This is a genomic window from Ruegeria sp. AM4, assembly GCF_056540665.1.
Genome location: NZ_JBQFXD010000001.1, coordinates 881,503 through 894,283, shown reverse-complemented (window position 1 = coordinate 894,283; position 12,781 = coordinate 881,503). Strand labels below are relative to the sequence as shown.

General features: G+C 59.4%; 12 protein-coding genes. 9 read left to right on the top strand and 3 right to left on the bottom strand.

The features are described 5' to 3' along the window. Positions 1-56 precede the first annotated feature (56 nt). The 5 genes from ACR0JA_RS04450 (at position 57) to glmM (ending at position 6,863) form a co-directional block, all read left to right on the top strand. On the top strand, positions 57-2,618 hold the full coding sequence (locus ACR0JA_RS04450; RefSeq protein ID WP_480570522.1) for a putative PEP-binding protein: 2,562 nt from the start codon (positions 57-59) through the stop codon (positions 2,616-2,618). Between the two features lie 188 nt (positions 2,619-2,806). Continuing rightward, positions 2,807-3,448 (top strand): cell wall hydrolase, encoded by a 642-nt coding sequence (locus ACR0JA_RS04445; protein ID WP_480570520.1) that lies wholly within the window; start codon positions 2,807-2,809, stop codon positions 3,446-3,448. 123 nt (positions 3,449-3,571) lie between these two features. Further along, entirely contained in the window at positions 3,572-4,492 is a 921-nt protein-coding gene (locus ACR0JA_RS04440) for a dihydroneopterin aldolase (protein WP_480570517.1), read from the top strand. Further along, positions 4,489-5,487: a dihydropteroate synthase gene (folP, locus tag ACR0JA_RS04435; RefSeq protein WP_480570514.1), complete on the top strand. Its 999-nt coding sequence runs from the start codon at positions 4,489-4,491 to the stop codon at positions 5,485-5,487. Before ACR0JA_RS04440 ends, folP begins: the two co-directional genes overlap by 4 nt. A gap of 32 nt (positions 5,488-5,519) precedes the next feature. After that, positions 5,520-6,863 (top strand): phosphoglucosamine mutase, encoded by a 1,344-nt coding sequence (gene glmM / locus ACR0JA_RS04430; RefSeq protein WP_480570511.1) that lies wholly within the window; start codon positions 5,520-5,522, stop codon positions 6,861-6,863. On the opposite strand, the gene ACR0JA_RS04425 is transcribed toward glmM, so the two are convergent. After that, complete coding sequence (locus ACR0JA_RS04425) at positions 6,860-7,762, bottom strand: DMT family transporter (protein ID WP_480570508.1); 903 nt, start codon at positions 7,760-7,762, stop codon at positions 6,860-6,862. The two genes, glmM and ACR0JA_RS04425, sit on opposite strands and share 4 nt — an antisense overlap. A 78-nt stretch (positions 7,763-7,840) precedes the next feature. Here ACR0JA_RS04425 and ACR0JA_RS04420 point away from each other — a divergent pair, with 78 nt between their 5' ends. Next, the gene (locus tag ACR0JA_RS04420) at positions 7,841-8,602 is read left to right on the top strand and encodes an ArsR/SmtB family transcription factor (protein ID WP_480570505.1); all 762 of its coding nucleotides are present in this window, start codon (positions 7,841-7,843) and stop codon (positions 8,600-8,602) included. A gap of 46 nt (positions 8,603-8,648) precedes the next feature. On the opposite strand, the gene ilvC is transcribed toward ACR0JA_RS04420, so the two are convergent. Continuing rightward, complete coding sequence (ilvC, locus tag ACR0JA_RS04415; protein ID WP_480570502.1) at positions 8,649-9,671, bottom strand: ketol-acid reductoisomerase; 1,023 nt, start codon at positions 9,669-9,671, stop codon at positions 8,649-8,651. Positions 9,672-9,802: 131 nt separating this feature from the next. Between ilvC and ACR0JA_RS04410 the strand changes: the two genes are divergently transcribed. Together ACR0JA_RS04410 and ACR0JA_RS04405 are read left to right on the top strand one after the other, a co-directional pair. After that, positions 9,803-10,258: an Lrp/AsnC family transcriptional regulator gene (locus ACR0JA_RS04410; RefSeq protein WP_480570499.1), complete on the top strand. Its 456-nt coding sequence runs from the start codon at positions 9,803-9,805 to the stop codon at positions 10,256-10,258. Beyond that, a complete protein-coding gene (locus tag ACR0JA_RS04405) occupies positions 10,255-10,713 on the top strand; it encodes an Lrp/AsnC family transcriptional regulator (RefSeq protein WP_480570496.1) in 459 nt (152 codons plus the stop codon). Before ACR0JA_RS04410 ends, ACR0JA_RS04405 begins: the two co-directional genes overlap by 4 nt. A 7-nt stretch (positions 10,714-10,720) precedes the next feature. Here ACR0JA_RS04405 and ACR0JA_RS04400 read toward each other — a convergent pair whose 3' ends face one another. Next, complete coding sequence (locus ACR0JA_RS04400) at positions 10,721-11,422, bottom strand: GntR family transcriptional regulator (protein ID WP_480570494.1); 702 nt, start codon at positions 11,420-11,422, stop codon at positions 10,721-10,723. A gap of 230 nt (positions 11,423-11,652) precedes the next feature. On the opposite strand from ACR0JA_RS04400, the gene ACR0JA_RS04395 reads away from it, so the two are divergent. After that, positions 11,653-12,780 carry an aminotransferase class V-fold PLP-dependent enzyme gene (locus ACR0JA_RS04395; protein ID WP_480570490.1) on the top strand — a complete coding sequence of 376 codons (1,128 nt, stop codon included), beginning with the start codon at positions 11,653-11,655 and terminating at the stop codon, positions 12,778-12,780. Position 12,781 lies beyond the last annotated feature (1 nt).

The following is a 12,781-nucleotide window of genomic DNA, read 5'->3' as shown; positions in this document are numbered from 1 at the left end:
GTGTTCCTGTGCGCCCATAACGCCCTTGCGTGAGGGGCGCAGGTGCCTATGCTGCGGTGAAACCAAAAGGTGCCGCAGTGCAGAATAATCCGCATACAACGCTTATCACCGCTGACGCCCCTGTTGCCGCCGACACGCATGGTGGCCGGGCGAAGTGCCTGCAACGACTGGCCCGGCTGGAATTGCCAGTGCCCCGGACGGTAGCCCTGTCGTTTGAGGCCGTGCAGCAGATTGCAAACGGTCAATTCCCGGACATGGCCGCGATTCTTGAACAGTTCGACCCGTCGTCGTTGTTGTGCGTGCGTCCCAGTTCGCAAGACCCCGATTGGGGCGGCCCCGGTGCGGTTCTGAACATCGGGATGAACGACGCGCGCTATTTGGATGTGTCTGCCGAGATGGGTCGCGATGCGGCGGCAGCGTTGTATCTGAGGTTTGTGCAAAGCTATGCGATGCATGTGGCCCGTCTGGACCCTGATGTGTTCGACGATATCGAGGCGGACGGGCGCGAGGGGCTGAGCCTGTCCTTGCGCGCCTATGAGGACGAAACCGACGAAGCCTTCCCCCAGGATCGGGGCGAGCAACTGATCGGAGTGCTGCGGTCGATGGCGCGTGCGTGGGACGGAACCTCGGCCCGGCTGCTGCGGCAGGCCAAGGGTGCGCCTGCGGATGCCGGTCTGGGCCTGGTGATCCAAGAGATGATCCCGGGCGTTGGGCAGGGCGAGTGCGGATCGGGCGTGTTGCAACTGGTTGATCCGGCCACCGGTATGCCGCAGATCACCGGCCGTTATCTAAGCCAGAGTCAGGGGCGCGATGCGCTAGGTGAGGGGGTCTCGGCCCTCTATCTGGAAAAGGATCCCCGCGGGCAGTCGCTGGAAGATGTGGCCCCCGAGGCATTTGACGAGCTCAAAGCGCATGCCGCCCTGATGCGCGAAAAGCTGCGGGAGGAAATGCAGGTCGAATTCGTGATCGAAAATGGCCATGTGCATATTCTGGACGGAGTTCGGGTTCCGCGCGGCTCTCGTGCATCAATGCGGATTGCGGTACGGCTGGCCGAGGATGGCATCATCCCGCAGCAAGAGGCGGTCATGCGGATCGACCCGCATTCTTTGAACGAATTGCTGCACCGTCAGGTTCACCCGGATGCCAAGCGCGACGTGCTGACAACCGGCATTGCCGCAAGCCCCGGGGCTGCAACCGGGCGCGTCGTTTTCACCGCAGCCGAGGCGCAAGCCAGCGCGGCGCGGGGCGAGCCGTGCATTCTGGTGCGCCGTGAAACCTCACCCGAAGATGTGCGCGGGATGCACGCCGCCGTGGCGGTTCTGACGGAAAAGGGCGGCATGACCAGCCACGCCGCCGTGATTGGACGCGGTCTGGGGCTGCCCTGTATCGTCGGCGCGTCAGAGATGCGGTTTCAGACCAAGAAAAAGCTGCTGACGGCGCCGGATGGGCGCACCTTCAAAACAGGTGATACTCTGACGATCGACGGGTCATCCGGTCAGGTCTTGGCGGGGCAACCCGCAATGCTTGAGGCGGCATTGGACGATTGTTTTCAAACCCTTATGTCCTGGGCCGATGCCGAGCGCGACATTGCCATTCGCGCAAATGCCGACACCCCCGCCGACGCGCAGACCGCGCGGAACTTTCAGGCGCAGGGAATCGGATTGTGCCGCACCGAGCATATGTTCTTTGATCCCGGTCGCCTGACTGTGATGCGCGAGATGATCTTTGCGCAAACACCATCGGGCCGGGCTGCTGTTTTGGAACGCCTGCTGCCAATGCAGCGGCAGGATTTCGTACAACTCTTCCGCATCATGGAGGGTCAGCCGGTCTGTATCCGCCTGTTCGATCCGCCGTTGCACGAGTTTCTGCCGACCACTCGCACTGGCCAACGCGAGCTGGCCGAAGCGCTGGACCTGCCGGTGTCCGATGTCGAACGCCGCGTGGACGCCATGAGCGAATACAACCCGATGCTGGGTTTGCGCGGGGTCCGACTGGGTGTCACCGTGCCAGAGATCTACGACATGCAGGCGCGTGCGATTTTTGAAGCAACGCTTGAGGCCAGCAAGGACGGTGCACCCGTTGTGCCCGAGGTGATGATCCCGCTGGTATCCGCCAAGCGAGAGGTCGAACTGGTCAAGGCGCGCATAGATACGGTCGCCGCCGAAGTCGCCTCGGAAAAAGGGCAAGAGATCAATTATCGGCTGGGCGTGATGGTGGAAACCCCGCGCGCCTGCATGCGCGCCGACGAGATCGCGCCGCATTCGGCGTTTCTGAGCTTTGGCACCAACGATCTGACGCAGATGACCTATGGGCTGTCGCGCGATGACGCTGGGCGGTTCATGTCCGCTTATGTTCGGCTGGGTGTCTTCAACGAAGATCCGTTTCACGTCCTTGACGCGGATGGCGTCGGTGAGCTGTTGAAACTGGGGGCTGAGCGCGGGCGCCAAGCACAACCAGACGTTACACTTTCTGTTTGTGGCGAGCATGGGGGAAACCCCGAATCAATCGCCATCTGCCGCGCGCTTGGATTCGACTATGTCTCGTGCTCACCCTTCCGGGTACCCGTCGCTCGGCTATCTGCCGCTCAACTGGCGATTTCCTCCAAACTTGGGGGTTGACTTAGCCTCAAAGCCCTAGAAATAGTGGGTTTGGGATGGAATGGTGGCCAAAGTTTTTTGAGCGCCTGCGCAAGATTCCTCTTGCGTTTTCCACAAAACTGGACGTTTGCCCTCGTATCGGGTATCAGCCTCCTCGCGCCCGCCGGGGGAGGGTTTGGCGCGTTTGTGTGCCTGTGCGAGGTTATCTGATGAAACGCTACATAGTGGCTGTTGCCTTAGCGGCGGCAACCGTGCTGCCGAGTCTGTCCGCTGCCGAGAGGCGGGGTGTCGAAACCACGAAAAATGAACTGGTCGCCCGGAATGAACTTCCGGCGCAGAGCTTTCGCGACTATCTGAAGCTGTTCAAGCCGCGTAAAGCGCCGGAACCGGTCGAAATCTCTTACACGAAAGCCTGGCTGGATCAGCTGCCCAAGGCATCAGGGGACGAACATTTTCGCTGCCTGGCCGAAGCGCTGTATTTCGAAGCGCGCGGTGAAAGCATCCGTGGTCAGTTTGCTGTTGCCGAGGTGATCCTGAATCGCGTCGACAGCTCTCGCTTTCCTAATTCGCTGTGTGGCGTGATCAATCAGGGAACCGGCAAGAAATACCAATGCCAGTTCACCTATACCTGCGACGGTAAGAAAGAAGTCATCCACGAAAAACGCGCCTATGAACGTGTGGCCAAGGTGGCCCGCGCTGCAATTGACGGCGTGAGTGATGAGATGACGTCTGGTGCAACGCACTACCACACCAAGGCAGTGCGGCCGTCCTGGTCGCGGGTGTACAAAGAAACCGCCCGGATCGGCGTTCATATCTTCTATCGCCACAATTACCGCACCGCCAGCAACTGAGAACCGGCCGAATGTCGCGCGTGACGCCGCATTCGGCGGGTAGAATGGCGCTTGTCGCGATGCTATAGGCCCTCGGGACACCTAAATTGGGTGAACTCTTCATGTTGGCAAAGGGCCCGACCCATGAGTTCTGAGATTCGTCTTGCCTTCGCGCATCCATCCGAACGTTCGGAGGCGACAGCCACGCGCGGTCCGTTGGATCGCATCTCGTTGCGCGACCACATCGTTGATGTCGAGATTGGTGCGTTTCAGGCCGAGCGCGGCACCACGCAGCGTATCTGTTTCAATATCGTGGTCGAGGTTCGCCCCCTGACCGATCCGATAGACGATGATGTTGATCGTATTCTGTCCTATGACCGTGTGACCGAAGCGATTGCCTATGAGCTGGCCGCCGAGCGATTGAACCTGTTGGAAACGCTGGCGGACCGCGTGGCGGAACGGATATTGCTTGAGCCGCAGGCTGTAAGGGCCTTTGTTCGCATCGAAAAACTGGATCGTGGGCCGGGTGCTCTGGGTGTCGAGATCGTGCGTGGCAAAGACGCGGTTCACGCCGAGGTCACCGAGGAGGAGCGTCCGCATCCGCGTTTGGTTTTTCTGTCCAACTCCGCCATCGCATCGGACAATCTGACCGGCTGGATTGACCAGTTGGAAAATCGTCAGCGCCCCCTGATCCTCTGCGTTGGCGCGGCGGATATGGGCGTTCCGCAAACAGGACATGCGATGACGCAGCGCCGGATTGACCTTTTGGCGATCGAGCAGAATGCCTGGGTTCTGGCCGCGCGCGATCACCGTTGTGTTGTGGTCTCGACGCGGACCGAACTGGATTGGGCGATGAAGAACGGTCAGATCTGCGTCTGGGCCCCGTCGAAAATCGTTCTGGATGCGGTGGATGGCCCGTCCGCTGCTCCGTCTGATGCTGTGGCGCTGGCGGCGTGGTTTGCGGCGACGTTCGAGGCCAGCGAGATGCTGGTGATCGGAGGCGAGTTGCCCGATGCGCCGAAAACGCCCCTGCGTGCGGTTTCCACAGCGCAGGCCAAGCTGTGACCACATATTACCGGCCATTGGTTCAACATGGGCCAAACAGGCCTGCCGGTGCGATGCCGCTGGCGGGGCAGGAATTGTGGTTCACCCATGTCGAAGCTCTTGCCCGCCAAGGATCCGCAGAAATTGTTTCCGCACAAGAGGTTCCGCCGGAAACCTTAACAAGATTGACAGCGCCGCGCGCGGCCATCGCTGGCCTTGACATGGCAACCTCGCAAATCATGGGCATCTTGAACGCCACTCCGGACAGCTTTTCAGACGGCGGTGTTCATAATTCGGTTGATGTCGCACTGGCGGCGGCCAGAGACATGGTTGCGCAAGGTGCCAGCATCTTGGATATCGGCGGAGAATCGACGCGCCCGGGTGCAACGCTGGTCCATGAGAAAGAAGAGATCGCAAGAACGCAGCCACTGATCGAGGCGATCCAGGCCGAAACTAACGCGCTGATTTCGATCGACACGCGGAAAGCCGCTGTCGCTCAGGTTGCGCACGAGGCCGGCGCGGGCTTGATCAACGATGTCTCGGGCTTCACCTTCGACGCGTATCTGGCCCCGTTTTGTGCCGAAACCAAAGTGCCTGTCTGCGTGATGCATATGCAGGGTGACCCCGCGACGATGCAGGATGATCCACAATATGATGATGTGGTTTTGGACGTCTTTGATTTTCTTGAAGGTCAGATCGCAAAGCTGGTTTCGCTTGGCCTGCCAAGGGACATGATCATCGTCGATCCCGGTATCGGTTTCGGCAAGACCGAGGCGCATAATCTTGCGCTTCTGCGCAATCTCAGCCTGTTTCACGGTTTGGGTTGCCCAATTCTGCTGGGCGTATCCCGGAAGGGTTTGATTGGGCAGATCGGCAAAGAGCCACGCAAGGACGCGCGCGCGCCCGGATCGATTGCGGTTGCTTTGTCGGGCCTGTCGCAAGGCGTGCAGATCCTTCGTGTACATGATGTCGCTGAGACTGCTCAGGCCTTGCGTCTGTGGGCTGCTGTCCGGTAATCGGTTCGAAAGAAGTTTCAGGAGATCTACACATGCGCAAGCTGTTCGGAACCGATGGGGTGCGAGGCACCGCCAACACGCACCCGATGACGGCGGAAATGGCGTTGCGCATCGGTGCCGCAGTGGGGCGGTATTTCCGCCGCGACGCCTCGGGCGTGCACCGGGTGGTGATCGGCAAGGATACGCGCCTGTCAGGGTATATGCTCGAGAACGCTCTGACGGCCGGGCTGACCTCAACCGGAATGAACGTGCTGCTGCTGGGACCGGTGCCGACCCCTGCGGTTGGATTGATGACTCGGTCGATGCGCGCTGATTTGGGCGTCATGATCTCGGCCAGCCACAATCCGGCCGAAGATAACGGCATCAAATTCTTCGGGCCCGACGGATACAAGCTGTCCGATCAGGCGGAAGCTGAGATCGAACAACTGATCGAGCAGGGTGTCAGCCCGGCGCAGGCTCAGAACATTGGCCGTGCCCGTCGGGTGGATGACGCCCGTTTTCGCTATGGTGAACGGGTGAAATCGTCGCTGCCGCGTCAGGTGCGCTTTGATGGCCTGAAAGTGGTGGTCGACTGCGCCAACGGCGCAGCCCACCGCACAGCGCCCGAAGTTCTGTGGGAGCTTGGTGCTGAAGTGATCCCGGTTGGTATCTCTCCGAACGGTAAGAACATCAATCTGGATTGCGGATCGACCAAACCGCGTGTGGCGGCGGAAACCGTGGTCTCGCATGGTGCGGATGTGGGCATTTGTCTGGACGGTGACGCGGATCGCGTCGTTGTGATCGACGAAAACGGGCAGGTGGCCGATGGCGATCAATTGATGGCGCTGCTGGCCGGCGCATGGTCGCGGGCCGATCAGTTGAAGGGTGGGGCGCTGGTTGCAACGGTGATGTCAAACCTTGGGCTGGAACGGCACCTGACCGGGCAGGGCTTGCGTCTTGAACGGACGGCTGTGGGCGACCGCTATGTGGTCGAGCGGATGCGCGAGGGGGGCTTTAACCTGGGTGGTGAGCAATCCGGCCATATCGTGATGAGCGACTATGCCACCACCGGAGACGGTCTGATGGCTGGTCTGCATTTCCTGTCCGAGATGGTTTTGACCGGGCGCAAAGCCTCGGAACTTGCGCGGCAGTTCGAAACCGTGCCGCAACTGCTGAAGAATGTGCGCTATCAGGCGGGTCAATTGCCGCTCGAAGCGGCTAACGTACAGGCGGCGATTGTTGATGCCGAAGCACGTCTGAGCGGGCAAGGCCGCCTGCTGATCCGCAAATCCGGGACCGAGCCGCTGATCCGCGTCATGGCCGAGTGCGAGGATGATGCGCTGTTGCTGCAGGTGGTCGACGGCATCGTGGCCGAGGTCGAGGCGGCAGCCGGTTAGCGTCCGATCAGCATTTTTCGCAGGCTGAACCATTGGCTGATGGCTAAACCGGTCAGGATCATGATCAAAGCGATGTAGAACCGCAGCGGCAGCGCCTCGGACAGAACCCAGGCGCCGAAAACCATGGACCAGATGGGTACCTGGTAATTGACGAGGTTCATGAAGACCGACCCGGCGCTGCGGATGACAGATACGCGAAGCAGTGTTGCAAACGCGGTTGGTATCAGGCCCAGAACTATGATGGCGAGGCTAGAGCGGGTGTCTTGCCAAGTTGGGACTCCTTCGGTGATCAGCATTATGGGTAGCAGGATTGCCGCCCCGACAACCAGCGACAAGGCGGCCAGTGTTACCGGGTCAATCGGTGGGCAGCGTCGGGTCAGAATTGACGAGCAGGCATAGCAGAGCGCAGCCCCGATGCAGGCCAGCTGTGCCAGTGGAACCGCGCCCTGACCCAATTGAGCAAGACCTGGCCCAATCAGCACCAACGCACCGGAAAAGCCAAATAGCACACCAACAAGGCGACGCAGATTCAGCGGTTCGTCCGAAAAGAAATGCGCAAGTGGCAGCACCATCAGAGGTACCGCAGCCATCGAAAGGCCCGCAAAAGCAGACGGCACATATTGTTGGCCCCAGCTCAGTAACATGAAGGGCAGCGCGGTCGACAGGGACCCGATGAAAAGGATTGATACCCATAGCGAGGTGTCGAGGCTTGGCAGCCGACGCCCCGTCGCCTGCATCAATAGCAGCAAAGTGAGCGCACCCAATGTGGTCCGAGCTGTTGCGACGGTCACCGGCCCATAGCCTTCTAGCGCTAAGGCAACCACCATGAATGTGGCACCCCAGATCAAGCCGAGCGAGAAGACACCGGCCCAGTCGCGTTGGTTGGGTTGTTGAATCATTTCATCCCCTTATCCCGCGTCGTGATCAGAGTCACGCGGTGATATTGACTTATTGTAAGTGTTCACTTACGGTAAGTAATGACTTACGAATTGGCATTTTCAGCTCTGGCAGATCCAACCCGAAGACGGGTGTTTGAGGTATTGGCAGGCAAGCCTCGGGCAGTGGGCGAAATTGCCGCCGAATTGCCTGTCAGCCGACCTGCAGTGTCGCAGCACCTGAAGGTGCTATCTGACGCGGGTTTGGTCATGAGCCAAGCAGAAGGCGCGCGACGGATCTATGCCGTAAGACCAGAAGGGTTGGCAGAACTGCGCGCCTGGCTGGATCAGTATTGGTCCGATGTCATGAACAGCTTTGCCGAAGAAGTTAACGAAGGGGGGGGGCCAATGACCGAGCCAATTGTTAAGACTGTGATCGTCAATGCCTCCGGACGGCGCGCCTTTGATATCTTCGTCAATCGGATCGCGAAATGGTGGCCTCTGGACGGTCATGCTGTTTCGGCATCGAAAGGCAAGCCAGCGCTTGCTGTGGTTATCGAACCTCGGGTCGGCGGGGCGATCTACGAGACAATGTTCGACGGAACACGCGCCGATTGGGGGAAGGTGTTGGAATTCGATGTCGGGCACCGTTTGGCTTTTACCTGGCATCCGGGGACCAACGCTGACAAACCAACCCGCGTGGACGTCGCTTTCGAAGATAATGGGGCTGGGCAGGCAACGGTGACGTTGACGCATTCAGGTTGGGAATTCTGGGCCAGCGACGCCCCGGACAAACGCAGCGGGTACGATTCCGGGTGGGATTTTGTGCTGGGGCAGTGTTTCGCGAACGCGGTCACCGCATGAAAAAGGGCGGCCACCGAGGCCGCCCGTTCACTGACTGAAGTCAGGTTTAGTTCTTTTCTTTGTCGACCATCTTACCGGCCGAAATCCATGGCATCATGCCACGCAGCTTGGCGCCGGTTTCTTCGATCATGTGCTCGTCATTGGCGCGACGCGACGCTTTAATGGTCGGCTGACCAACGGCGTTTTCAAGCATGAAGTCGCGGACGAATTTACCCTGCTGGATGTCGTCCAGAACGGCTTTCATCCGCGCTTTGGTTTCGTCGTATTTCAGGATACGCGGGCCGGTGACGTACTGGCCGTACTCAGCCGTGTTCGAGATCGAGTAATCCATGTTGGCGATGCCGCCTTCATAGATCAGGTCAACGATCAGCTTCACCTCGTGCAGACACTCGAAATAGGCCATTTCGGGCGCGTAGCCTGCCTCGACCAGAGTTTCAAAGCCGCAGCGGATCAATTCGACCAGACCACCACAGAGAACCGCCTGTTCACCGAACAGGTCGGTTTCACATTCTTCGCGGAAGTTGGTTTCGATGATGCCCGAGCGTCCACCACCGATGGCCGAGCAATAGGACAGCCCGATTTCCAGCGCTTTGCCGGTTGCGTCGTTGTGAACGGCGACCAGGCAGGGCACGCCGCCGCCTTTGGTGTATTCGCCGCGCACCGTGTGACCGGGGCCTTTGGGGGCCATCATGATGACGTCGACGCCTTCCTTTGGCTCGATCAGGCCGAAGTGGACATTCAGGCCGTGGGCAAATGCGATGGCAGCGCCTGGCTTGATGTTGTCGTGGACGTATTTCTTGTAGGTCTCGGCCTGCAATTCGTCGGGCATGGTGAACATGATCACGTCGCACCAGGCTGCCGCTTCGGCGATACCCATGACCTGCAGACCTTCGGCTTCGGCTTTCTTGGCCGAAGGCGAACCTTCGCGCAGGGCGATGACCAGGTTCTTGGCGCCCGAGTCGCGCAGGTTCAGCGCATGGGCGTGGCCTTGCGAGCCATAGCCCAGGATAGCCACTTTTTTGTCTTTGATCAGGTTGATGTCGCAATCGCGATCGTAATAGACGCGCATTTTGCCGGTCCTTTCTGTTTCAATTGCGGTGGTTTTATCTGGGTGAATGGGTATTGGCGAGTGTTGTAGAATTGGGTATTTGGGAAAAAGGCGAAGATTAATTCTTCAATGAAGAAAAAAATGTGAAAATCATGCTCGATGATCTTGATCGGCGTATCCTGCGCCATTTTCAGGCCGAACCCAGCCTGTCGGCCGCAGAACTGGCGGAACGATGCCGCATAAGTCCGGGCGTCTGTTGGCGGCGGATCGAAAAGATGCAGGCGGCCGGGATCATTGAGGGGCAAGAGGCGGTGATCGACTGGGCCGCGCTTGGCTATGCGGTTGAGGTTTCCCTGCGTGTCACGCTGGACAAGACTCAACCGCGCGCCTTTGACGAGTTTACTGCCGCGGTCCGAAGCGTGGCCGAGGTCATCGAGATTCAGACTTTTCTGGGACGAGTGGATGTGCGCCTGTCGGTTCTGGCGCGGGATATGGCGCATTATCAGCAGGTCTATCGCGATCGCATTCTGACGCTGCCCCATATCGCCGATATCGAGGCCCTGATGCATATCGCACGGGTCAAGCACGACGAGGGGCTGCCGGTATGACCGAATTGGACGAAATCGACCGCAAGATTTTGCGCGCGCTGGCCCAAGACGCGACGCAAAGTGCCGGGGCGCTGGGGCGGCGTTTTGGGCTATCTCAGCCCGCTACATGGCGGCGCATTCGCAGGCTGGAGCAGGCAGGCATCCTCAAAGGTCGTCGCCTGCGGCTGAATGCCGAGGCGCTGGGTTTTGGCGTCACCGTGTTTCTAGGGGTCAAGCTGGCCCGCAAAGGGCATGTCAGCCTTGAAGATTTTGAACGCGCCGTAAGCGCCATTCCCGAGGTTCAGACCGTCGAGCATGTGCTGGGGCTTTACGACTATCGCCTGCGGGTGGTTGCGCGCGATCTCTCGGATTTCGAGCGCGTGTTGCGGCGTCGGATCATGACCTTACCAGGGGCGGGTGACGTCGAGGCCAACGTGCTGCTGAGCGAAGAACGCCTTCCGGGACCGATCGGATAGGCCGGTATCAGTACCTGGACCGGATGCAGTATCCCGGGTGATGCGTCATGCGGGCAAATGTCATCGGTGTGCCGTCACGCCACGTCGTCCGTTCGAGCTGTATCATGGAAGTCCCGGTCGTGGTGCCCATGAATTCGGCCAAACGTCCGTCAGCGGATACCGCGCAGAACGAGATTTCCGCTTCGGTAAAGGGTGCAGCGCTTAGCAACCATTCGTGCGGACCGCTATTGTTCAGGTCGGCATGCTCGACCTCGGGGACGGCACCGATGTTGATCCAGCGTTCTTCCAGTTGGAAAGGTCGATTGTCGGCGTAGTGCATACAGATCACATGCAGGACCCGCGCATCGGGTTCGACATTCAACTGTGACGTCAGCCAGCCCGGGCTGTAGACGACTTTGCGTTCGACCAAAGCGTAGCGATAGGCCGAGTTCTGCTTTTCGACTGCCTGCCGGGCCAGCGAAATTTCTAGCTTGGCCTGTTTCTGCGGTTCCTTGGTGACGCGCGTCCCGCTTTTGCGTTTGCGCTCGACAAAGCCTTGATCGGCCAGCTCGCGCAGGGCGCGGTTCACCGTCGCTCTGGCACAGTTGAATTCCTCTGCCAATTGGGTCTCGGTCGGAAGCAAAGACCCTTGCGGCCAGATGCGCGACTCGATCCTGCGTTTGACTTCATCTCTTACTACTTGAAAACTGATCCGCTTTTGCGAAGCCACTGGCGGTAATATCCTTCTTACTCAAAGTCAGCGTATCTGCTCAGAAACACGTCACGGTGTAAAGAGATGGTGACACTGGTTGGCGTCATTTCGTCCATTTGTTGCATGGGGAGTTTTAAAATAAAACCTTGGGTTGCTCTTTCCGTTAGGTCAGTTGGTCGCATTTCTTTGCGGCTTTACCGTTGCGTCAAGACAGTGCAGAAACGATTCAGCCAAGGAGAGGACAGATCATGCCAGCTTTGTTGAACACCGTTGACCCCGATGGTCTCGAGGAGTTTTCGGTCGTGTTTACCGACCGTTCACTCAATCACATGTCAGCCGGCTTTCAGCAGGTGATGCGCGATATCTCGGACATGCTGCGCGACGTTTATTGCGCTGAGGGGGTTGCGATTGTGCCCGGTGGCGGCACCTTCGGGATGGAGGCCGTTGCACGACAATTTGCGCGCGGTGCAAAGGCGGTTGTCGTGCGGAACGGGTGGTTTTCCTATCGATGGAGCCAGATTTTCGAGGCCGGAGGGCTGACCGCCTCGTCGACGGTGCTGAAAGCGCGGCAAACCGGCAATTCCAGCCCGTCACCATTTGCGCCTGCGCCGATTGATGAGGTGGTGGAAACAATCCGGGCGGAACGCCCGGATATCGTCTTTGCACCGCATGTCGAAACATCAGCCGGAGTGATTCTGCCCGACGACTATGTGACTGCAATGGCGGCCGCTGCGCACGAGGTCGGCGCGCTGATGGTGCTGGACTGCATTGCTTCGGGCTGCGCTTGGATCGATATGAGGGCGACTGGCGTGGACGTCCTGATCTCGGCCCCGCAAAAAGGGTGGAGCGCTACGCCCTGCGCCGGACTGGTCATGCTGTCGGAACGCGCCGAGGCCAAGCTGGCCGAGACAGAATCGGACAGCTTTGCCATCGATCTGAAGAAATGGCGGCAGATCATGCAGGCGTATGAAAACGGTGGTCACGCCTACCACGCAACGATGCCGACGGATTCGCTGCGCGCCTTCCGCGACACGATGATCGAAACGCGCGACTACGGGTTCGAAAAACTGCGCGAGGCGCAATGGGCACTGGGCGATGGCGTTCGGGCGCTGTTGCGGGAGCGGGGTATCGTTTCGGTTGCAGCGGACGGGTTCGGCGCACCGGGCGTCGTGGTCAGCTACACTTCGGATCCCGAGGTGCAGAACGGCAAGAAGTTCGCAGCCCTCGGGACGCAGATCGCTGCAGGTGTGCCGCTGCAGTGTGACGAGCCGGAAGGCTTCAGCACCTTCCGTCTGGGCCTGTTTGGTCTGGACAAGCTGTATGATGTTGATGGCACCATCGCGCGTTTGACGCGGGTTCTGGACCAGGTGCTTTGAC